The sequence below is a fragment of the Nonlabens sp. Asnod3-H03 genome (genome assembly GCF_045063665.1).
In the GTDB taxonomy this organism is placed as follows: Bacteria; Bacteroidota; Bacteroidia; order Flavobacteriales; family Flavobacteriaceae; genus Nonlabens; species Nonlabens ulvanivorans.
This window is the reverse complement of record NZ_JBEFOD010000008.1, coordinates 107,573-129,349: the sequence shown is the minus strand read 5'-3', so window position 1 is coordinate 129,349 and position 21,777 is coordinate 107,573. Positions and strand designations below refer to the sequence as shown.

At 35.3% G+C, this 21,777-nt stretch carries 19 protein-coding genes; 12 read left to right on the top strand and 7 right to left on the bottom strand.

Annotation, left to right across the window (positions count from 1 at the left end):
* Positions 1–22 precede the first annotated feature (22 nt).
* The gene (locus tag ACJJVI_RS03835; protein WP_405350494.1) at positions 23–2,488 is read left to right on the top strand and encodes a sodium-translocating pyrophosphatase; all 2,466 of its coding nucleotides are present in this window, start codon (positions 23–25) and stop codon (positions 2,486–2,488) included.
* Between the two features lie 86 nt (positions 2,489–2,574).
* Positions 2,575–3,603 carry a phosphatase domain-containing protein gene (locus ACJJVI_RS03830; RefSeq protein ID WP_317290240.1) on the top strand — a complete coding sequence of 343 codons (1,029 nt, stop codon included), beginning with the start codon at positions 2,575–2,577 and terminating at the stop codon, positions 3,601–3,603.
* A gap of 26 nt (positions 3,604–3,629) precedes the next feature.
* On the opposite strand, the gene ACJJVI_RS03825 is transcribed toward ACJJVI_RS03830, so the two are convergent.
* The 4 genes from ACJJVI_RS03825 to ACJJVI_RS03810 are packed head-to-tail and all read right to left on the bottom strand — an operon-like array spanning position 3,630 to position 7,283.
* Positions 3,630–4,247 (bottom strand): deoxynucleoside kinase, encoded by a 618-nt coding sequence (locus tag ACJJVI_RS03825; protein ID WP_006796088.1) that lies wholly within the window; start codon positions 4,245–4,247, stop codon positions 3,630–3,632.
* Between the two features lies 1 nt (position 4,248).
* Entirely contained in the window at positions 4,249–5,040 is a 792-nt protein-coding gene (locus tag ACJJVI_RS03820; RefSeq protein WP_397301655.1) for a hypothetical protein, read from the bottom strand.
* Positions 5,041–5,098: 58 nt separating this feature from the next.
* Entirely contained in the window at positions 5,099–5,788 is a 690-nt protein-coding gene (locus ACJJVI_RS03815; RefSeq protein ID WP_405350490.1) for a response regulator transcription factor, read from the bottom strand.
* On the bottom strand, positions 5,781–7,283 hold the full coding sequence (locus tag ACJJVI_RS03810; RefSeq protein ID WP_405350487.1) for an ATP-binding protein: 1,503 nt from the start codon (positions 7,281–7,283) through the stop codon (positions 5,781–5,783). The genes ACJJVI_RS03815 and ACJJVI_RS03810 overlap by 8 nt, the downstream gene beginning before the upstream one ends.
* 116 nt (positions 7,284–7,399) lie before the next feature.
* Between ACJJVI_RS03810 and ACJJVI_RS03805 the strand changes: the two genes are divergently transcribed.
* From ACJJVI_RS03805 to ACJJVI_RS03760, 10 genes are all read left to right on the top strand, one after another.
* A complete protein-coding gene (locus tag ACJJVI_RS03805; RefSeq protein ID WP_405350484.1) occupies positions 7,400–8,272 on the top strand; it encodes a GLPGLI family protein in 873 nt (290 codons plus the stop codon).
* Between the two features lie 82 nt (positions 8,273–8,354).
* The gene (locus ACJJVI_RS03800; RefSeq protein WP_348022238.1) at positions 8,355–9,233 is read left to right on the top strand and encodes a GLPGLI family protein; all 879 of its coding nucleotides are present in this window, start codon (positions 8,355–8,357) and stop codon (positions 9,231–9,233) included.
* Positions 9,234–9,326: 93 nt separating this feature from the next.
* Complete coding sequence (locus ACJJVI_RS03795; protein WP_042270992.1) at positions 9,327–12,065, top strand: TonB-dependent receptor; 2,739 nt, start codon at positions 9,327–9,329, stop codon at positions 12,063–12,065.
* A gap of 86 nt (positions 12,066–12,151) precedes the next feature.
* Positions 12,152–13,285 (top strand): radical SAM family heme chaperone HemW, encoded by a 1,134-nt coding sequence (gene hemW, locus ACJJVI_RS03790; RefSeq protein WP_405350480.1) that lies wholly within the window; start codon positions 12,152–12,154, stop codon positions 13,283–13,285.
* A 10-nt stretch (positions 13,286–13,295) separates the two neighbouring features.
* Entirely contained in the window at positions 13,296–14,117 is an 822-nt protein-coding gene (locus ACJJVI_RS03785; protein ID WP_405350477.1) for a DUF6624 domain-containing protein, read from the top strand.
* A gap of 1 nt (position 14,118) precedes the next feature.
* Positions 14,119–14,919 carry a cyclase family protein gene (locus tag ACJJVI_RS03780; RefSeq protein ID WP_405350474.1) on the top strand — a complete coding sequence of 267 codons (801 nt, stop codon included), beginning with the start codon at positions 14,119–14,121 and terminating at the stop codon, positions 14,917–14,919.
* Entirely contained in the window at positions 14,916–15,260 is a 345-nt protein-coding gene (locus tag ACJJVI_RS03775) for a DUF4260 domain-containing protein (RefSeq protein WP_405350471.1), read from the top strand. The genes ACJJVI_RS03780 and ACJJVI_RS03775 overlap by 4 nt, the downstream gene beginning before the upstream one ends.
* 8 nt (positions 15,261–15,268) lie before the next feature.
* A complete protein-coding gene (locus ACJJVI_RS03770) occupies positions 15,269–15,889 on the top strand; it encodes a DUF4230 domain-containing protein (RefSeq protein WP_036584119.1) in 621 nt (206 codons plus the stop codon).
* Positions 15,889–16,257, top strand: a complete 369-nt coding sequence (locus ACJJVI_RS03765; RefSeq protein WP_036584121.1) for an MmcQ/YjbR family DNA-binding protein — start codon at positions 15,889–15,891, stop codon at positions 16,255–16,257. The genes ACJJVI_RS03770 and ACJJVI_RS03765 overlap by 1 nt, the downstream gene beginning before the upstream one ends.
* Positions 16,258–18,036, top strand: a complete 1,779-nt coding sequence (locus tag ACJJVI_RS03760) for a MutS-related protein (RefSeq protein ID WP_348022243.1) — start codon at positions 16,258–16,260, stop codon at positions 18,034–18,036.
* A 29-nt stretch (positions 18,037–18,065) separates the two neighbouring features.
* Here ACJJVI_RS03760 and ACJJVI_RS03755 read toward each other — a convergent pair whose 3' ends face one another.
* The 3 genes from ACJJVI_RS03755 to ACJJVI_RS03745 all read right to left on the bottom strand — a co-directional run bounded on the left by ACJJVI_RS03755 (position 18,066) and on the right by ACJJVI_RS03745 (position 21,657).
* Positions 18,066–19,169, bottom strand: coding sequence for a DUF4407 domain-containing protein (locus ACJJVI_RS03755; RefSeq protein WP_405352600.1), 1,104 nt, complete (start codon positions 19,167–19,169; stop codon positions 18,066–18,068).
* Positions 19,170–19,438: 269 nt separating this feature from the next.
* Complete coding sequence (locus ACJJVI_RS03750; protein ID WP_405350465.1) at positions 19,439–21,289, bottom strand: M56 family metallopeptidase; 1,851 nt, start codon at positions 21,287–21,289, stop codon at positions 19,439–19,441.
* Positions 21,290–21,291: 2 nt separating this feature from the next.
* Positions 21,292–21,657: a BlaI/MecI/CopY family transcriptional regulator gene (locus ACJJVI_RS03745; protein WP_036584141.1), complete on the bottom strand. Its 366-nt coding sequence runs from the start codon at positions 21,655–21,657 to the stop codon at positions 21,292–21,294.
* Positions 21,658–21,777 lie beyond the last annotated feature (120 nt).

Genomic DNA, 21,777 nt, shown 5'->3' with positions numbered 1-21,777 from the left:
AAAACCAAACAAAACAAAACATATGGAATCATACATGATTTACATGCCATTATTAATGGCAGCTCTAGGATTACTTTACATGTTTATTAAGAAATCTTGGGTCTTGAAACAAGATGCAGGAGATGGGAAAATGAAAGAGATTTCAGATCACATCTATGAAGGTGCGCTCGCCTTTCTAAAAGCAGAATATAAATTATTAGCATTTTTTGTTATCATAGTAAGTGTTCTACTTGCTATTGTGTCTTTTGTAGTTCCTTCTACGCACTGGATGATTGTTATCGCTTTTATCTGTGGCGCCATATTTTCGGCATATGCAGGTAATATAGGGATGAAAATTGCAACAAAGACTAATGTAAGAACAACTCAAGCTGCTCGTACTAGTTTGCCCAAAGCGTTAGGTGTATCCTTTGGTGGTGGATCTGTAATGGGACTTGGTGTTGCAGGACTTGCAGTTCTAGGTCTTACTGGATTCTTTATCATTTTCTTTCATGTATTTATGAATGGAGAATGGGCAGCAACAGAATTTATGGGAGAAATGAGAACACCAGGTGATTTAATGACTATCGTGCTCGAAACACTCGCTGGATTCTCACTAGGTGCTGAGTCTATTGCGCTTTTTGCCCGTGTAGGTGGTGGAATTTATACTAAAGCGGCAGACGTAGGTGCTGACCTAGTAGGTAAGGTAGAAGCTGGAATTCCTGAGGATGATCCTCGTAACCCAGCCACTATTGCAGATAACGTTGGTGATAATGTAGGTGATGTAGCCGGAATGGGTGCTGACCTTTTTGGTTCTTATGTAGCAACAGTTCTTGCAGCAATGGTCTTAGGTAATTATGTGATAAGAGATATGCAGGGCGATATTGTGAGTGAAGGTTTCGGTGGGATAGGTCCTATCTTATTACCTATGGCTATTGCAGGTGTAGGTATTATAATTTCAGTTATAGGAATGATGCTGGTTAAAATCACCAGTAATGATGCAAAAGAATCTCAAGTAATGAAAGCCTTAAATGTAGGTAACTGGACTTCTATCGTACTAGTTGCTGCAGCATGTTATGGTCTATGTGTATGGATGTTGCCAGACACGATGCAAATGAATTTTTATGGCGAAGGAGTAATGAATATTTCTTCTATGAACGTATTCTATGCAACTCTAGTAGGTCTTGTGGTAGGTGCAGTCATCTCATCTGTAACAGAATACTACACAGGATTAGGTAAAAAACCTATTCTTAAAATTGTACAGCAATCTTCTACAGGTGCAGGAACAAACATCATTGCTGGTCTAGCGACAGGTATGATATCAACATTCCCTTCAGTAATATTATTTGCTGGCGCGATATGGGCTTCTTACGCATTTGCAGGATTCTATGGTGTGGCTCTTGCAGCTAGTGCTATGATGGCCACTACGGCTATGCAATTAGCCATCGACGCATTTGGTCCTATAGCAGATAATGCTGGTGGTATTGCAGAGATGAGCGAACAAGAACCTATTGTACGCGAGCGAACTGATATTCTAGATGCGGTAGGTAACACTACAGCGGCTACTGGAAAAGGATTTGCTATTGCGAGTGCAGCTTTAACATCACTAGCTCTATTTGCAGCATATGTGACTTTTACCGGAATTGATGGAATAAATATTTATAAAGCTCCAGTGCTTGCGATGCTATTTGTAGGTGGAATGGTACCAGTTGTGTTTAGCGCACTAGCGATGAACGCAGTTGGTAAAGCAGCCATGGAAATGGTAGAAGAAGTACGCCGCCAGTTCAGAGATATTCCTGGAATCATGGAAGGAACTGGGAAACCAGAGTATGACAAATGTGTAGATATTTCTACACGAGCTTCTCTTAAAGAGATGATGTTGCCCGGTTTGTTAACCATTGGCTTCCCACTGGTAATTGCATTCGTGCCTATGATATTTGGAATGGATCCGCTTGCGATTGCTGAGATGTTAGGTGGTTACATGGCTGGTGTAACAGTAAGTGGTGTTCTTTGGGCTATTTTCCAAAATAATGCTGGTGGAGCATGGGATAACGCCAAAAAATCTTTTGAAGCTGGTGTTGAAATCAATGGTGAGATGACTTTTAAAGGTTCTGATGCGCATAAAGCTGCCGTAACTGGTGATACAGTAGGTGACCCTTTTAAAGATACTTCTGGTCCTTCTATGAATATTTTGATTAAACTTACGTGTTTAATAGGTCTAGTTATAGCACCTATCTTGGGTGGTCATTCAACAGATGGACAGGCAAGTGTTATCACGCAACAGATTGAGCAAGAAGTCGTGCAAAACAATGAAGAGACGAGCTCACTTTATAAAAACATGGATATTCAAAAATCTGTAGATGCAGAAACAGGTATAGTCACTGCAAATGTTACTTATAAATCGTCTGCAAATGGTGCGACGATAACTAAGTCTCATAAGTATGTAGGAACAGAAGCGCAAGTTGAGGCTAAAATACAGGCTCTCAATCAAGAGGTAATTAACTTTAATTAGTTTTAGGGTGCAAGTAACTAAGTCCCATTCTGGCATTGCTAGAATGGGACTTTTTATATCAACCATTTATTACTTATTTTCACGTCATGGCACTGTTTAAAAGAGATCCTTGGATTCTAGATATTTACCGCACTTATAGCGGTAAAAACCACCTGTATATACGTGGTCGTGCGCTAGAAGATCAACCTCTTAAACATTATGAACAGCAAACCTTTTACCAGACACTGCGCAACACCTGGCGTACATTTAAGACTGATGAGATACGTAATGCATCAGTAGGATTAACGCTGCCTAACGGCACACAGTTTGAGACCAAGGCTGATCATGAAGGTTATTTTTTGTTTGATATTACAGTAGACATAGATCTGGAAGATCTATCTGATGATGAAGGCTACTTAAGTCTGGCTGTAAAGTTTGATGAGGATAATGCCGCTTTCACGAAAGCAAAAAAGCAAAAACGACTTGCCAAGAATAGTTTCAATGGTGAAACATTAATACCGCCGCAAAGTGCTGTTTATGGAGTGATAAGCGATATAGACGACACCATTATGCATACTGGCGTTACTAGTTTTTTAAAAATACGTGTTGCATTCAATACCTTTTTTAAAAACTATGATCGTAGGTTACCATTAAAAGGCGCTGCAAGTTTATATCAATTGTTACATCGAGGACCATCCGGTAACGATCAGAACCCGATGTTTTATTTAAGCAATAGTCCGTGGAATTTATATAAGTACCTCGAGAAGTTCTTAGATTTTCATGGTTTTCCTAAAGGACCTATTCTTCTCAGAGATTTTCCCACACCATGGGATAGAACGCCTAAATTAAAAAGGCCTCATAAAGTACATGAGTTGCTCAATATTTTAAAGCACTATCCAGACATGAATTTCATTCTCATAGGCGATAGTGGCGAGCATGATGTTGATTATTATAAAGATGTTGCACAGCAATATCCTGACCGTATCATGGCCATCTATTTAAGATCTGTCAATCATGATAAGAAAATGGCTCGAGTAAAATCCATTGCAGACTCTTTTACCATATGTCCAATGCTACTCGTTCAAGAATCTAAAGAGGCCGTAATTCACGCCCGTGAAATGGGATGGATTATCTAATTGAATCGTCTGCTAATCGATAGATGCTAAGCAAAAAGCCCAGTAAGTTCTGCGTCAATTTTATTGATGATATCACCTAAATCTTCGGGATTATTTACAAAATCAATATTGTCTACATCTATGATTAAAAGGTTTCCTTTATCATAGCCGTGGATCCAAGCTTCATAACGCTCATTAAGACGACTTAAATAATCAATCGAGATGGTGTTTTCATAATCACGACCACGTTTGTGAATCTGGCTTACTAGATTAGGGATAGAGCTGCGTAAATAGATTAATAAATCTGGAGCGGCAACTAGTTTCTCCATTAAATCAAATAGTGATGAGTAGTTGTCAAAATCACGTTGAGATAATAGGCCCATCGCATGTAAATTAGGCGCAAATATGCTTGCGTCTTCATAAATCGTACGATCTTGAATGATTTTCTGACCGCTCTCACGTATTTCTAATACCTGACGGAAACGACTGTTTAAAAAATATACTTGCAAGTTAAATGACCATCGCTCCATGTCTGTATAGAAATCTTCTAGATAAGGGTTTTCTAAAACGTCCTCAAATTGAGGTGTCCATTTATAATGTTTTGCAAGTAGTTTAGTAAGAGTAGTTTTTCCAGCTCCTATATTTCCGGCGACAGCAATGTGCATATTAAGGTTTCTTCAGGTTGATAGTTTGAACGTGCAAGCGTTTCTGGTGGTAAAGATAAAGTTTTCCACCCTTTAGATAAAGCGATTCTGGCGAGTATTCTTGAGAAAAAGATGTGGTGATTTCGCTTTCGCGAAAGCGAAATTCTTTATCAAATCGATACCATTTCCAACCGCTATCTGTTTGAAAGCCCAGTTGCTCAAAGTCAAAGGCCACAGGCAGTTTTAATTCTTCAATTATACGACTGGTTTCACTCGCATATGTATTGTATGTTATGATGCCTTTTTCAGTGATTAGATGACAGAAATTATAGTCACTTTGCATCTCTATAACGGGTTCTTTTACAGGTGTTGTGCTATTCACTAATTTATGATTTGTATAATCATAGAGTTCTAACCTGGATAAATCTAGATTATATAACCACAAACGTCGCTCGCCAGCTAGTCGTACATGTTCTATAAATCGTTGAGGTTTAAGAGTATTAAAGTTGAGTCGTTGTTGCTCATTTAAACGATTATCTAAAAAAACTAGAGTTTGTGTATCTCTATAGAATACTAATATCTTTAATGGATTAATGATGTCTACACTGGTGATATCACCTAGTTGTATGTCAAAAAACTCTAATCGCTTAGATTCTGATTTTTTATATAGAACGTTATCGGTACTGTAATATATACTCTCAAAATCATCCACACCATAAAAGGAATCGCATGATAGCGATATGCTATTATCAGTAGAGATTTGTGCAATTAAATTATACGAGCTTATTAAGAAGAGCAGAAGCGTCCATTTCATTATTGTAAAATACAAACAATTATTCAATTGATGTCTTGATGCTTAAAAAAGTCTGTGTTTATGGAACGATAAGTTTATAACCATAACCACGCACATTTACGATCTCTATTTGTGAGTCTTGCGCTAGTTTTTTACGCAGTTTTGAAATAAACACATCCATACTACGGCCAGAGAAAAAGTCATCGTTGCCCCATAGCTTTTTAAGAATAAAAGTGCGATCTAAAACGGTATTTTTCTTTTCTAAAAGGTTATATAATAAATGCGCTTCTCGATGTGTTAATTTAATAGGTTCATAAGATCGATAAGCTAATCGTTGTTGTGGGAAGTTAAAGGTATAATCACCTACCTGATAATTAGCTGCAGTTTGCTGGGTCTGTTGTCGAGATAGTAAATTGTTGATGCGCACGATAAGCTCTTCCATAGAAAAAGGCTTTTTAAGGTAATCATTACCACCTACATGAAAGCCTTCTAAAACATCTTCTGTCTGCGATTTTGCTGTTAAAAAGATGATAGGCATTTCTTCATTCACCTGTCTTATTTTTTTTGCTAATGAGAAACCATCTAATTCGGGCATCATCACATCGAGTACCGCGATTTGTGGATGGTGACTCTCAAAAGACTCATAAGCCTGCACGCCATTCATAGAATGGGTAACGTTAAAGCCTCTGGTTTCTAGACTTTCCTTAATGATCATACCTAGTGCTGGCTCGTCCTCGGCTAGTAATATATGTGTCTTTTCTTTATTCATGAGGTAAGACTATTTTAAATTGAGTGCTAGGTTTAGTAGCAACGGTAATAGATCCACCATGCTTTTCAATTATAGATTTTGTGTAATACAGTCCTATACCAAATCCTTTTACATCATGCACGTTTCCTTTAGGAACTCTGTAAAATTGATTGAAAATTTGCTTGGATTCTTTGGCAGTTAATCCAGTTCCAGAATCAGTTACGAGAAGTTCGTACTGTTGTGCAGATTTATAAAGTTCTAATTGAATATTTGTGCCACCGTATTTAATAGCGTTATCTATAAGATTATTAAAAGCATTTTCTAAATGAAATCCATCACCTGCAAAATTTGAATCACTCGTATGATTTATGAATTTAAGAGATTTAGAGGTCTGTGATTTAAACTTTGAAACCAAAACATCAATCATATCAGCGATGACTAGTTCTCCTTTTTGCAAGGCTAGTTCTTTACCATCTAGACTTGCGGTTTCCAATAGTTTTTCTACCATATTATTAAGCTTGTCCAGTTGCTCGCGACCCATATTGAGATAGCGGTCAGTTTTCTCTATATCACCTGTACTTGTGAAGTTTTGCACGCCTTCTAGAGCAGCACTGGTTGTTGCAATAGGCGTTTTAAATTCATGGGTGATATTTGAGATGAGGTCATTTTTCATCGCATTTAAGTTCTTTTGTCTCTTAATGATATTTAATAGGTAGAACAGACACAAAATGATGCTAGCAATTAGTAAAGTAGATAGCAATATGCCAGTAAGGTTACGTTTTAATACATTAGTATTTAAACCGCTATAAGTCAATTCAAGTTTATTCTCGTCATCGATAAGCTCAGATAAACTAATAAGTGTATCACCTGGAAAAGAATGAACTATTGTCTGGTATGTAGAATCTAGTGTTTTATAAACCAATTGATGATTGATGGAGATGTTTTTTGCTTGAAGCTGATTTCTAAATATACTATCTACCTTTTCAACTCTTAATTTATTAGATTTTATAGAAAATACGATACGATTAGTAAGTTCTTCTATCTCTGTCTCAGACTCATCGTCAGTAAATCGAATGTTTGATATTTTTACAGATGTAGAATCACTTCCTTTTTTATCTGTAATATGGATATCTGGTAAATCATTATTTGCTTTTACTTTAAATCTAGGTAAGGTATCTGCATGTACGCCTTTTAAAATTGTAATTCCTTTAATATTAACGCTATCTGGAAATCTTAATTCATCATTTTCATCAAGGTCTTCAAAATCCAATTGCTCAAATACATCTGTAATGCCAAATTCATTTTCACCATTATTTATAAAGCTTATGGTGTTATTCTTTGCGCGTAGAGTAAAATAATCCTCTACACTTTGGTCAAGTGTAGTTTGTAAGTCAATTTTTAACTGGCGTTCACTTTCTTTATAATTTTTATAATTCCAGTACACCTGTATAGCTAGTGTTATCGCAATTACAGCACTAATTAGGTAAAGTAAATATCTATAAGATCTCTCATTCATAATATCAAAGGTGCAATAATAAAGGCTTGTAAAAAAACCAGTTAACACTCGTTAACGTTGGTTAACGCTGTATTTGAGTTAATTGCTACATCTTTGAGTCATCAAAACACAACATTATGAAAACTATACAAATTACTCTGATCAGTTTTTTTATTCTCGCTTTCGCGAAAGCGTATACCGCACAGGCACAGCAAGAATTTAAAGCAAAAGCAACCTACATCGCATTTACAAAGTTTGATCTACCAGAGGATTCAACAATGACTAAAAAAGCCGAAAGTGACCCAATTGTAAAAGCCATGATGGAACAGTTAAAAAAAGGTAGTAAACAGGAATATACGCTTGAATTTACAAGAACAGAATCATCATATGATAAAGTAAAACAACTTGCTACACCTAGTAAACCTACTAATGGGATTTCTATTTCCTTTTCTGCCAGTGGTGGAGTAGGTAGCACTATTTATAAAAATATTGAAGAAAATAGTTATATCAAACAAGGTAACATCATGGGGAAAGATTTTGTCATAATAGATGAATTGCCAACCTATGAATGGAAACTTTTGAGCGAAACAAAAAAGATAGGTCAGTATACCTGTTTTAAAGCTATTTATGTGCCGATTGAAGAAGAAGTTGAAGAGGAAATAGAGGATGATACCGATGATGAAGTTAATACTAGCATTACTTCTATGGTTGTCGAGGCAGATCCAACTATTACTGCATGGTACACGCCAGACATACCAGTAAGCAATGGTCCAGGAGAATATCATGGCCTGCCTGGTCTTATTGTCGAAGTACAGCAACAGGAAACCACCATATTATTAAAAGAGATTGTTCTAAATCCTGATGAAAAACTAGATCTAAAAAAGCCGAGAAGTGGTAAAAAAATCAATCAAGAGGACTTTGACGCATTACAAAAAAAGAAATCTGATGAGATGATGAAAAATAGAGGTTCTGGAAATGGTAGTTTCAGAGTAATATCTATTGGAGGATAATTAAACCTTTATACTTTTTGATAGTCTTAACTTTTAAAAGAAAGCGTCTGGCTAATTTTAACCAGATTATATTGACAAGACTATGAAAAAAATATTACTTCTTATTGCAGTAGTACTAGGTGCTACAACAATTAACGCTCAGGAAATGTATGGTGAGGCGACCTACATGTCTAAAGTTAAAATGGACAATAGCTGGATGGAAGGAGATCGCGAGATGACTCCAGAACGTCGCAAGCGTATTGAAGAAAACATGAAGAAAATGACTGAAAAGACATTTGTCCTCAAATTTAATCGTACAGAGTCTACTTATAAAGAAGAGGTGGCTCTTGAAGCGCCTGGGCAAGGCCGTGGTTTCGGTGGTTTTCTTGGAACCATGCTGGCCGGTGAAAAGTATAAAAATGTAACTGAAGGAATGTTTGTCGAGCAACGTGATATGATGGGTAAAACTTTCTTAATAAAAGATTCTTTACCATTATTAGAATGGAAAATTACAGGAGAGTCAAGAAAGATTGGTAACTACACCGCGATTAAAGCAACAGCAACGATGCCAAGTGGAGAGTTTGATTGGAGTAATTTCAGAAGAAGACGAGGTGAAAATCCTGAAGAACAAGCAGCTCAAAAGAAAAAAGATAGTATTGCTAGAGAAAATGGAGATATTGAGGAAATGTTTGAAAAGCCTGAAGAAATTGAGGTAGTAGCGTGGTTTACTCCAGAAATACCAGTGCAACATGGACCTGATGTGTATGGCGGTTTACCTGGTTTAATTCTAGAAGTTAACGCAGGGAATACAACTTTACTATGTTCTCAGATAACTATTAATCCTGAAGAGCGTGATGAAATCAAGCCAGAGAAAAAAGGAGAAGAAGTTACGCAGGCAGAGTATGATGCTATATTAAAAGAAAAAATGGAAGCTTTTAGACAACGTGGTCGCGGTGGTCGTGGCGGTCGTGGTGGTCGATAAGCTACTTCATGAAATACTTTTCTATAAATGCGAGATTAACCTTCTCGCATTTCTTTAACCAAAAAACAGAATGCCATTGAGCATTGAATTCATATGAAAAAAAATATACTCTTACTGTGTGTAGCATTGCTTTGTTTAAGCACTTCAATCGCACAAAATTATAAAATCACCGGTACTGTTGTTGATAGCCTAGGTGTCCCATTACAAATGGCAAATGTAATAGCTTATCAACAAGACAAAAATCTTGGCGCTTTCGGTATTACAAATCAAGAAGGTAAATATAAATTAGAAGGTCTTAAGCAAGATAGTACCTATACAATTAAAGTATCTTTTCTAGGTCTAAAACAAATTGAGGAAAAGGTAGAAAAGTTACAAGGTGATCTTGTGAAAAACTTTATGATGATGGCTGGTGCAGATGAGTTGGATGCTATTAATCTAACTTATCAAATGCCCGTTTCTATTAAAGGAGATACTATCGTGTATGACGCAGACAGTTTTACAAACGGTACTGAGGATAAACTAGGCGATGTTCTTCAAAAGCTGCCAGGTGTTGAAGTAAACGATGACGGAGATATTACTGTAGAAGGTCAGGTTGTTGAAAAAGTCCAAGTTGAAGGGAAAGATTTCTTTGAAGGTGACTCTAGACTAGCTACAAAGAATATTCCAGCAGATGCAGTAAGTAAAGTTCAAGTACTTAAAAATTATAATAACCAGTCACAGTTGAAAGGACTAGGGAACGATCAAGATCGATACGTGATTAATATTAAACTGAAAGAAGGAAAGAAGAAATTCTGGTTTGGAGAAGCTACAGTAGGAGCAGGATATGGTGGACAGGCTGAGCGTTATCTTATACAACCCAAAGCCTTTTATTACAGTGAGAATTTCTCTGTTAATATTCTAACTGATTTTAATAATCTAGGAGTTCCAGCCTTCACAGGTAGAGATTATTTTAGGTTCGTCGGTTTTGGACGTAGAGATACTCGACAAAATAATGCCTCTATTAATGTAGGTTCAGCGAGTTCTTTTAATGCATTTGCTACTAACAGAGCTCTTTCTATAGATAGTAGATTTCTTGCTGGTAATGCGTCTTGGAAAGTAAATGATAAGCTAGATATGAGTGCGTTTGCCATTCTTTCCAGTAATGACACTCGTACTCAAGTATTGAATCAAAACAATTATTCAGACTCAGATCCAAATGACCCTGTAGATGATAGTTTTTTAGAAGAAACAGATAATCGCTCGCTGGAGCGCAGTGAAGTTGCCTTATTCAAATTAGGTGCAAATTATAATCCTAATTCAGATTTATCCATCGTATATGATGGTAGATTTAATATATCACAAGAAAGTGAGATTTCTGACTTGACCTCAAGTCGCCTAGGTGTAGTAGAAGATATAGCTCAAGAAAACAGACAAAAGCCTTACACCTTTAATCAATCATTAAGTGCTTATTATACCGCTGGAGAAAAACATATTCTAGCTTTTGAGAGTCAGTTCTTAAATCAAGAGGAAGATCCTTTTTATAACGCTATACGTAACATTAGGGATGGTGTAACTACAGAACCATTTAATGGTCAATTAGGGCTTGAACAGGAAAATCCTGAAGATGCTTTCAATATAAATCAAGAACGATTTGTAAACACTAATAAATTTGACGCTAAGCTGGATTACTTCTACGTATTAAATAAAACCAGCAATATTAACGTGACACTAGGAACTACTATTTCTAATCAAAATTATAATACTGATATTTTTCAAATCGTTAATGATGGTTCTGTAAACCAATTAGACGACCCTGATTTACTTAATAATAATGTTCAATATAATTTTACTGATTTATATGCAGCCTTACATTATAAATTTATCACTGGTAAGTTTACATTTACACCTGGTATAACAGCGCATAGTTTTAAAACTTATGATTTTCAAAATGATGAAGAAAACGCTATAGAAACACAAAGATTAGTTCCTGATTTAGACATACGTTATGATATTAAAAGCTCTCAGAGCTTAACTTTAAACTATACGCAGAATGTTACTTTCTCTGATGTAGATAGCTATGCTGAAGGTATTGTATTCAGAAATTATAATAACCTCAATGAAGGTAACAACCAGTTAGAAGGTTCTTTAAATGACCAAATTTCTTTAAGATATAGGAATTTTAATATGTTTAATTATACAACCATATTTGGTAATATCACTTATACTAAACAAAGTGATGCGATTCAATCTGATGTGGATTTAGATGGTATTGATCAGACTCTCAAACCCATTAATTCTATTTTCCCTAATGAATCATTAAGTGGTTCCATAAATTATGGTAAAGAGGTTAAAAAAATTCAGTTTGGAGCAAGGGCTAGCGGTAGCTGGTCTAAAAGTTTTAACCTGTTTTTGGGCGAGTACATAGAAGCATCAAATATTCTTTACTCTGGATCTTTAACAGCAAGATCTAATTTTGATAAAGGATTAAATTTTGACGCATCATATACTAGAGCAGTTAATAATAGTGATAACGGTAATTCCTTGGTAGAAGGGCTTACTAATACTTACGGAGCAGGAATAGACTGGCAACTAGGTAAGAGGTGGCTATTAAGAGCAGATTATGATTATAATAAGTACACTAATAATTTAGGAGCTGTAAATACCTATGAATTTTTAGATGCTTCTATTCGTTATCAAAAACCTAGCTCGAGATGGCAATATTCTTTAATTGCTACTAACTTATTAAATGCTGAGGCAGTAGTGGATAATAATTTTGGGCAAATATTTACGGCAACCACTCAAACATTTGTATTACCACGTTACGTTTATTTCCAGATGCGATTTGATTTGTAATATTAGAATGATTTCATTTAAAAAAGCAGCTCATATCGAGCTGCTTTTTTTATGTCTTTATATTAATTGAACTTACCTTTACAAACATGAGCGGCATTTATATCCACATTCCATTTTGTAAGCAAGCCTGTCATTACTGCGATTTTCACTTCAGTACAAATATGAAGTATAAAGAAGATATGGTTGCTGCGCTATGTGAAGAAATTCGCTTACGCAAAAACGAGTATATTAAAACCACTGTAGAGACCATATACTTCGGTGGTGGAACGCCTAGTGTGCTTGAGCTATCTCAAATCAATCAAATCATTGATGCTGTTTATCAGCATTATCAAGTTGCTGAAAACCCAGAAATTACTCTAGAGGCAAATCCAGACGATCTTACCACAGAGAAATTAGCACAACTTAATGACTCACCAGTAAACCGTTTGAGTATAGGAATTCAATCGTTTTTTGAAGAAGATTTAAAGTTGATGAATCGGGCTCACAATGCTCAAGAAGCACTAGCTTGTATCGTTCAAGCACAAACTTATTTTGATAATATTTCTATAGACTTGATTTATGGAATTCCTGATATGACTGCAGACCGCTGGAGAGAAAATATCTATAAAGCCATAGAATTAAAAATACCACATATATCCAGTTATGCTTTAACAGTAGAAGATAATACGGCTCTTGAATCATTTATAAAAAAAGGACTTATTCCTAAAGTAGATGATGAACTCGCCCAAGAGCATTTCCATATACTTCTTGATGCGATGCAACTGCACGGTTATAGCAATTATGAGTTTTCAAACTTTGGTAAGGAAGGCTATTTCTCAAAAAATAATACCGCATACTGGACCGGTAAAAGTTATATAGGTATAGGACCTAGTGCACACAGTTTTGATGGGAAAAGACGCGGCTGGAACATTAATAATAATGTAAAGTATCTTAAATCTATTCAAGCTAGTGAATTACCTATCGAGATAGAAGAACTGACAACAGTAGATCGTTATAATGAATATGTCATGACTGGTTTGCGCACAATTTATGGGATTTCTTTAAATAAAATAGAACAGGAATATGGCGTTAATTTTAAAGATTATTTACTAAATCAAGCTTCTGAATATTTAAAAGACCATTTACTATATTTAGATGGCGATACATTAATGGTTACTCGCAAAGGGAAATTTCTAAGTGATGGTATCGCTAGTGATTTATTCATGCTCAATTTGAATTAAAACATAAACTATGAAATATAATCAACTCGTTATATTATTATTTATATCTGTAAGTATGATAAGCTGTGAGCAAGATCCTAAGCTTACAGCAATTACTTATGATCAAATGATGGAAATGGTCGAGAAGAACCAAATTACTATTCCTAACGATGTGATTTATTATAGTCTCGATGGAAAAGAATTATCTAAGGAACAAAGAAAATCACTCTCAAATGATTTACCATTTGCAGACTGGATGATTGATTCTGATAGTGTTCTAGTTAAAGTACAATTACAGGATTCTGATAAAGTCCGTATCGCACAAAAATCTACTCCATTATTAAGAAATGGTGCAAGAGATATCAACTGTGATAATTTAGGTGGACTACTACAAAATATTTATTTAAGAGATCAAGACTCTCGTGCAGACAACCTTAACGTAGCCTCAATTGATGAGGCTAATCTAACCGCGGTAGAGCAAATCCTGGGTAAATGTGGCATGCCAGCTCCAGAAAGTGTCGGTAAGTTAGGCTATTCCGCTATATGGCTAGTCATACAACACGCCAGTGCAGATAAACGTAAGAAATACTTTCCTATGATTAAAAAAGGACTGGAAGATGGGCTTTTTGAAAAACAAGATGTCGCCCTTATGGAAGATCGCATGCTTATGGATGATGGACAACCACAATTATATGGCTCGCAAGTAATGATGAATACAGACGGTACTTATGAATTATATGAGCTGCAAGATCCAGAAAACGTAGATGCACGTCGCAAAGAAATGGGTATGGGAACTCTAGCTGGATATCTTAGTTTTTTCAATATCGATTTCAACGTTCCGCAAAAAGAATAACATGAGATATCAACTGATTCTATTTTTATTCCTACTTAACTCTTGCCATACAAAGACGACTACTATGCAAACCACTATACAGTTAGAACACGAAAAAGTCACCATAGATTTATCACAACCTATAGACATCAGTCTAGCGGTACAAGATAATGCTGGTGTAGGTGCATGGTATATCGATCAACCAGATATTACCCATGTTGAGGTCGATGGTTATGTGGGCAAGGTATCATTAGGTGGTTCGACAAATTTTAATAATGTTCATTTTAATCCTCATAGCCATGGTACGCATACCGAGTGTATAGGTCATATTACAGAGGAATTTCATAGTGTCAATGACGCACTAGTAAGAACGTTTTTTAAAGCGCAAATTTTTTCTATAGAGCCAGATAAGCAAGGAGAAGATCAAGTCATCACTCCTCAACATTTTCAAGACTTAAAATCTGGAGTAGAAGCTATCATCATCCGTACGTTGCCTAATGGAGAGCAAAAGAACTCAAAGAACTATTCTAATACAAATCCACCTTATATCCTTGAGGAAACTATGATACGCTTTCGCGAAAGCGGAATCAAGCACATCCTTATAGACCTACCTAGCGTAGATAAAGAGAAAGATAATGGTGCGTTGCTGGCGCACAAAGCATTTTGGAATTTTAATGGTGACCAAAGATTAGATGCTACAATCACGGAATTAATATATGTACCAGACACTGTAAAGGACGGGTTTTATATGATGGATTTACAAGTAGCTCCATTAGAAAATGATGCTGCGCCATCTCGTCCGATATTGTATTCTATTCTATGAAATGGTTATTAAAGTTAGAAGGCTTAGCTGTTTTAATGGTAGGCCTTTATGGTTTTTACTACACTGACTATAGCTGGTGGATTTTTGCAGTATTATTGCTTACGCCAGATATAGGTGCTTTGGGATACTTAATTAATAATCGATTAGGAGCAATGACATACAATTTTTTTCATCATTTACTTGTCGCTATTGCAGTTCTAGCGATAGGGAAGTTTTTGAAAAATGATATTACTTTTATGTATGGATGGATTATGATAGCACATATTGGTATGGATAGAATATTTGGCTATGGACTCAAATATCCTGATGCTTTTAAAAGCACTCATCTCGATAAATTGTAAATTTGAATATGGAATTACTATTTATAGGACTTGCTGTAGGAGCTGTGATAGCTTTTTTTGTGTTTAAGATGCTGATGGGCAAGATGGGCAAAAAAGAAAACACTAGAGAGCAAAGTGTAGTGCTTATGGAAAAAATACGCTCTGTTTGTAAATTCATTACCGTAGAAGGAGATTTTGCAGAAATCTATCACTATGAGAATGTAAAGGAGAAATTAATGAGTCTTTTGTTAGGAAAGAAAAAGGCTATTATTCTTATTAATGCAAAGGCTCACATAGGTTTTGACCTTACTAAAATAGAGATGAATAGTGACCCTAACTCAAAGACGATACGACTCACCAACTTCCCACAACCTCAAGTATTGAGTATTGAAACAGACTTTAATTACTATGATAAAAAAGAAGGTTGGGCAAATTATTTTACAAGTGAGGACCTAACGGAGATATCGCGCAATGCAAAGCAGCATATCATAGATAAAATTCCAGAAAGTGGATTATTAGATCAGGCTAGAAAAGAAGCGTTACAGACCATTCAACTTATGGAAGGACTTGCGGCAACAATAGGATGGAAACTAGATTATAGTACACTTATTCTTAATGAAGTTGAGCCTCAAAAGAAAATTGAATCCTAATGCATATTGATGAGTTGCGTGATTATTGCATGTCTAAAAAAGCGGTAACTGAAGAGTTTCCCTTTGATGAATCTACATTAGTGTTCAAAGTTATGGGCAAAATGTTTTGCCTCACAGGTCTAGATCGATGGGAACGTGGCGAGCCAGCTATTAATTTAAAATGCAATCCGGAAAAAGCAATTGAATTAAGAGAAGAATATGATGGCACTGTCATAGGAGGTTATCATAGTAATAAAAAACACTGGAACACTATTTTTATAGATAAAGCCATGGAAGCTTCAGAGCTAAAAAAATGGATCGATCATAGTTATGAGTTAGTCATAGGAAAATTAACACGAGCTCAAAAAGAAGACCTTAAAAATTTATAATTGAAAGAGACCTTACAATCATTCTATACAGAGCGTATTACTCAATTTAAGAATCATAGAGATTCTATTAAGAATCAACTACGCCTATCTAGTACCATAAGATTATTGTTATTTGTTGCTGGTGCTGCTGGCGTATATTTTTTATGGTCACAATGGCAGGTAGCTGTTGTAATTGCTGTCGCAACTTTTATTTTATTCTTATTTCTAGTATCGAGGCATGAAAATCTTAAAAGAAAGCGAGACTTTCAACAAGCATTACTAGATCGAAATGAGCTGGAGTTGAAAATGCTAGACCGTAAATACTATGATAGAGTAGATGGTTCTCAATTTTTAAAAGATGATCATGAGTTTAGTCGCGACATAGATTTATTAGGTCCAGGTTCATTTTTTCAGTATTTAAATAGAAGTGTTACTAAAGATGGTGTTGCGACACTAGCTGCTCAGTTTTTATCTAATGATTTAACAGGGATTTCTCAAAAACAAGAAGCTATTAAGGAATTGTCTGAGAAGATAGAGTTCAGACATAACTATGGGGCAACAGCAACATTGCTTAATAATGAAAAGGACCCTAAAGGGATGCTTACCTGGATTAAAAGCTATGAGGCCTTTGTACCTTCATTATTTTCTTGGTTACCTTGGGTATGGTTTACGTTTTCTATCGTATTAGGAGTTGCATACTTTAATGATTGGGTGAATGGCTATATTTTTTCAGCAGCGTTCTTTGGTGGACTAGCTGTAACTGGTAAGTACATAAAGCGCATTACCGCTTTCAGTGCAAATATTAGTTCTTTAGAATTATTTTTTCAGCAGTACAGTCAGTTAATTCTCGCTGTAGAAAAAGAAAGTTTTAAAAGTGATTTGCTTATAGGATTAAAATCTAGAATAATGGTAGGTGATACACCAGCCTCTATCAGGTTTAAAGAGCTTGCAGCAGCTATAGGACGATTAGATCAACGTAATAATATGTTGTTTGGAGTGCTTGCAAACGGTTTTGGATTATGGGATTTAAAGCAAGTACATACTATTGAAAAGTGGTTGCATGAAAATGCAGACCATATTGCAAATTGGTTAGATACGGTCGCACAAATAGATGCAATGAACTCGCTAGGTAATTTTGCTTACAACCATAAAGATTATGTCTATCCTATCATTGAGACTGGAGACTTTAAAATGCAAGTTAGTAATGCAAGACATCCTTTACTGGATCCTGCAAAAGCAATCGGAAATGATATTCAAATATCAAGCGGTGAATTCTTTATCATTACGGGTGCAAATATGGCAGGTAAAAGTACTTTCTTAAGAACGGTCTCTATGAAGATTGTAATGGCAAATGCTGGACTACCGGTATGTGCACAATCTATGATTTATAGTCCAATTAAACTCATTACCAGTATGAGAACTAGCGATTCTTTAACTGATGATGAGAGTTACTTCTTTAGTGAATTAAAACGTTTGAAATACATCGTCGATAAAATAGAAACCGAACGGTATTTTATAGTCCTGGACGAAATCTTAAAAGGAACTAACAGTCAAGATAAGGCAAATGGATCCAGAAAACTGATCGAGAAACTTTCTAGAAAACACGCCACTGGAATTATTGCTACACATGATTTAAGTCTTACTGAAGTTGCAAATGAATACGATAGTATCTCTAACTACTTTTTTGATGCAGACATCACTAACGATGAGCTTACCTTTGACTATACCTTTAAAGACGGAATTGCTACAAATATGAATGCTAGTTTCTTGTTAAGGAAAATGGGTATTGTAGATGACTAAGAAATTGAGTTTTTCAGTCAATAGATAGCTTACCCCAAAATTCCTTTCTGCTTCTTGTAAAAAGCATCGGCTTGTTGTTGCATGAGCTCGCGAGCCATCTTTTTCTTATAAGCATAGAGTGCTTCTTCTTCAGCAATGTCGGCATAGACTCTGTTGTTGAGTTCTTTGTCAGTTTTAACAAGGATTTCTTGTTGTGCTTTCTGCTGCGTGACCCATGACTTGACGAGATCTTCGCGCTCTGCAAGTTTAAAATCGTACTCGCCACGAGGTGCTAGAACTTTTGCAATAATAGGAGAGGTTTCTACAGCAAGAAATAACAAGAATATAAAGAATGAGGTAAGGAATGGTAATTTGTTTAAAGCTTCTATACGTGCCATTAGTCCATCAAAGTTGTCAATGATAGGTTGTGAAGAGGCTAATTGAGTCGCTTCATTTTCCTGTAGCGTTGCTATTTGTAATTCTATGGCAGCTATTTTTTCAGCATTCTTAATTTTTAAGGTGTTGAGGTCGGCTAGTGTTGCGTCATGTTTTTCGCGTTTCTCTTTATATACAGGACCTTTTCCTAATTTATAGGTACCAGATGTTCCCTCGGCTTCGGTGATGTAAATGTTGTAAAGCGCATTGACTTCGGCTTCTTTATTTTGAACCTCAGTTTTTAGTTCTTGTATCGCTTTCGCGAAAGCGTTTTCCTCCACCGCATACAACTGAGCCACTTGTTCCTGATTTTCAAGAGTTAACTGGTTCTTTTCCTGTAGCAAAACCTGATCAATTTCCTTCTCAAAAATCTTTAATTCAAGTGGTTTAGAAATGACCACAGCGATTATGACAGCTAAGATAATACGTGGCGTAGCTTGCCAGATTTCATTTATTTTTTTATCACTCTTTTTAAGTGTAGAAACGATGTAGCGGTCTAGATTAAATATTAATAGACCCCAAACAAACCCAAAGGCAGTAGCGATTAAATAACTATCAAAAACCGTGTACAACGCATAACTAGCCGCAAAAAACGCCATTAGTGCCGTAAAGAACACCGTGGCGCCTATACCGGCATATTTAGTACGCTCACCAGCACTACAATTATCGAGTATATCTGTGTCTGCACCGCTGCAGGTGATGAAGAAGGATTGCATAATAGATTGATTAAGGTTCTATCTAATAACGCAATAATTTACAGATTGTTACGGTATGATGTGTAATTATAGTACCGTCTGTGATTTCAATCAATCCTATTGCTGATTTATAAAACGAAATATGAATTGTATTCAGCTATTCTAAGACCATCAATGTTCTTAATTTTTTGATCGTTGTTTTCTGTTTCAAGAAATTGAACTGATCGATCAAGTTCTTACTTTAACATAGTTGTGAATATGATTGATAAATCATTCATTTTAATACTTGCTTATTAAGCTGTTAACGGAGGTAAAATTTCTTTGGCTTTTACTTTGTTTTCCTTATATAAGTAATGCCACGCCTGATTTTTTGATTGCTGTTCTACACTCATTAATGTATATAGTTGAATCATTCTATTAGTATCTTCTTTAAAAACGACTATTCTTTTTTCATTTTTTAAGAACTCTCTGTGTCTGTTTAATAGCCAATTGTATTCCTCTACTTCTTTATTTGATATCTGTTTTATGTCTTTTGCAGGTGGCGGTGGTGGTGGTAAAGTAGGTAATGGTTGTGCTTCACTTTTTTGAGATGTACTCATTCTATCGTATATAGATTCGTACTTTTCAAAGTCTTTCTGTTTAATAATCGCATAGCCATTGTTATCATTTTGCTTTGCTGCTCTATTTTGTTCATTATTTTTTTTTGCCCAGTCATTATATTCAGCAAATTCTTTTTCACTCACAGTTTTAGATTTTACTGGTGGCGGTGGCGGTGGCGGCAAGGTTCCTTTGTTGCTCTCAGTTTCCAGAATTTTAATAGACATTACACCTTTATCATCTGGGCTTATTTCTACGCCTGCCTGTCCTACTTCATTAATGATTTTTATGGCAACGTCAGCTGGGATTTGATCTTCTCTGAGATAATAATTTAATTCGTTCTTGTGTTCATTTATATATTCAATGGCACTTGGTGCAGGTGGTGGTGGTGGCGGAATTTGTCCTGCTTTTAAATCATTATCTCTTCCTAAATATGGCCATGGTTCATTAGAAGATTGTTGTTCTTCACTCATAGAATGAAATATGGTTTGCATGTGTTGAGTTTCATCTTTAAATACTATTAAATTATTATTTGCATCCATGTAGTTTTTGTGTTTAATGGCCAGACGATTGTATTCTTCAATATGTTCTGGTGTTAAATTTTCTAAAACTTCATAGACCTCAATAATTTCTGTTTTATGATTATCATCTACTACTTCTTCAATTTCTAAAATCTCTTCAATTTCTTGAAATTCTGTTTCTTCTTTTCCACAACTAATTATAAGTAATGCAAGAATTGGGATTAATGCTAGGCTTCTAGATATTAAACTAGCTTGTGATGTTTGAGTTTTCATAATGTAAAATCGTTTTTTAATAATTGGAAAATTAAATGTGTTTGCCAGTGCAGTACTATGGCTGTTTTGTGTGTAATTTAGTAGAGTTTCTTGATAAGTTGCCGTGTCTATTCCATGCTGAATTACTGCTTGATCAGCAAGAAACTCGTGATTTAATTTTATTGAATACCTCATGATATAGAAAAGTGGATTGAACCAGAATAGAATTAATAATATTTCTATAAATAAAATATCGAGTGAATGTCGCTGGTCCAGGTGTGCTTTTTCATGTTCTAATACAGCGGTAGGAATAAGGTTTTCTTCATATTGATTCTTAGATACAAAAATTCGTTTTAGAAAAGAATGTGGTACTATAAGCGCATTTCTTAATACTAGTTGATAATGGCTGTATATTTTCAACTCATCTTCATCACCTATACGGAATGCTTTCAGGTTTTTAATAAACCTCCATAACATGATGATTACACCTAAACCATAAGTAGTCCAAAGAATGAAGCTCCAGTTGAATTCAAAATTTTGTTGTCTAGCTATTTCATTGACTACAGATGATGAAGTAAAATTCATTACTGAATTAGTCTCAATAGGGATTACAATTGTTTTCACTACTATAAAAGGTATAACAATGGATATCCCTATGGATGCAAGTAAAAAGTATCTTTTCAAATGATGCCATGAGGTGTTCTCAAAGGCTAGTTTATAAAACAACCAAAGTGCAAATAAACAGATAGAGCTATTGATTAGATAATGTTCCATAACTACTTCTTTTTAATCTGTTGATCGATGATAGACCGTAATTCTTCTAACTCTTTTTTGCTTAAATCAGTTTCTTTAGTGAAAAAGGAAGCAAATTGAGAGGAGCTATCATTAAAGAAATTTTTGATCAAGCCATTAACGTGTTTTGAGAAGTAGGCTGTTTTTTCAACTAATGGGAAGTATCGACGACTTTTACCAAATAGCTCATAACCCACAAAACCTTTGTCAGTCATCCTTTTTAATAATGTAGCCACTGTGGTAGTGGCAGGTTTAGGTTCAGGATATTCTTCTAATAAGTCTTTCATAAAAGCTTTTTCAAGCTTCCATAAATGGCTCATTAATTCTTCTTCAGTTTTAGACAGTTTCATGCTCTACAATATTAGAATTAACTCTACAAATGTAGAGTAATTTTATTATTCTACAAGTGTAGAGGTAAATATTTTAACAGAATTGCTTTTTACTGTATGGGTTTATGATGTTTTAAATCG

Bases quoted from the DNA above. Each gene is read 5' to 3' on its own strand.
- ACJJVI_RS03835 (WP_405350494.1), top strand. From the start codon at position 23: ATGGAATCATACATGATTTACATGCCATTATTAATGGCAGCTCTAGGA.
- ACJJVI_RS03830 (WP_317290240.1), top strand. From the start codon at position 2,575: ATGGCACTGTTTAAAAGAGATCCTTGGATTCTAGATATTTACCGCACT.
- ACJJVI_RS03825 (WP_006796088.1), bottom strand. From the start codon at position 4,247: ATGCACATTGCTGTCGCCGGAAATATAGGAGCTGGAAAAACTACTCTT.
- ACJJVI_RS03820 (WP_397301655.1), bottom strand. From the start codon at position 5,040: ATGAAATGGACGCTTCTGCTCTTCTTAATAAGCTCGTATAATTTAATT.
- ACJJVI_RS03815 (WP_405350490.1), bottom strand. From the start codon at position 5,788: ATGAATAAAGAAAAGACACATATATTACTAGCCGAGGACGAGCCAGCA.
- ACJJVI_RS03810 (WP_405350487.1), bottom strand. From the start codon at position 7,283: ATGAATGAGAGATCTTATAGATATTTACTTTACCTAATTAGTGCTGTA.
- ACJJVI_RS03805 (WP_405350484.1), top strand. From the start codon at position 7,400: ATGAAAACTATACAAATTACTCTGATCAGTTTTTTTATTCTCGCTTTC.
- ACJJVI_RS03800 (WP_348022238.1), top strand. From the start codon at position 8,355: ATGAAAAAAATATTACTTCTTATTGCAGTAGTACTAGGTGCTACAACA.
- ACJJVI_RS03795 (WP_042270992.1), top strand. From the start codon at position 9,327: ATGAAAAAAAATATACTCTTACTGTGTGTAGCATTGCTTTGTTTAAGC.
- hemW (WP_405350480.1), top strand. From the start codon at position 12,152: ATGAGCGGCATTTATATCCACATTCCATTTTGTAAGCAAGCCTGTCAT.
- ACJJVI_RS03785 (WP_405350477.1), top strand. From the start codon at position 13,296: ATGAAATATAATCAACTCGTTATATTATTATTTATATCTGTAAGTATG.
- ACJJVI_RS03780 (WP_405350474.1), top strand. From the start codon at position 14,119: ATGAGATATCAACTGATTCTATTTTTATTCCTACTTAACTCTTGCCAT.
- ACJJVI_RS03775 (WP_405350471.1), top strand. From the start codon at position 14,916: ATGAAATGGTTATTAAAGTTAGAAGGCTTAGCTGTTTTAATGGTAGGC.
- ACJJVI_RS03770 (WP_036584119.1), top strand. From the start codon at position 15,269: ATGGAATTACTATTTATAGGACTTGCTGTAGGAGCTGTGATAGCTTTT.
- ACJJVI_RS03765 (WP_036584121.1), top strand. From the start codon at position 15,889: ATGCATATTGATGAGTTGCGTGATTATTGCATGTCTAAAAAAGCGGTA.
- ACJJVI_RS03750 (WP_405350465.1), bottom strand. From the start codon at position 21,289: ATGGAACATTATCTAATCAATAGCTCTATCTGTTTATTTGCACTTTGG.
- ACJJVI_RS03745 (WP_036584141.1), bottom strand. From the start codon at position 21,657: ATGAAACTGTCTAAAACTGAAGAAGAATTAATGAGCCATTTATGGAAG.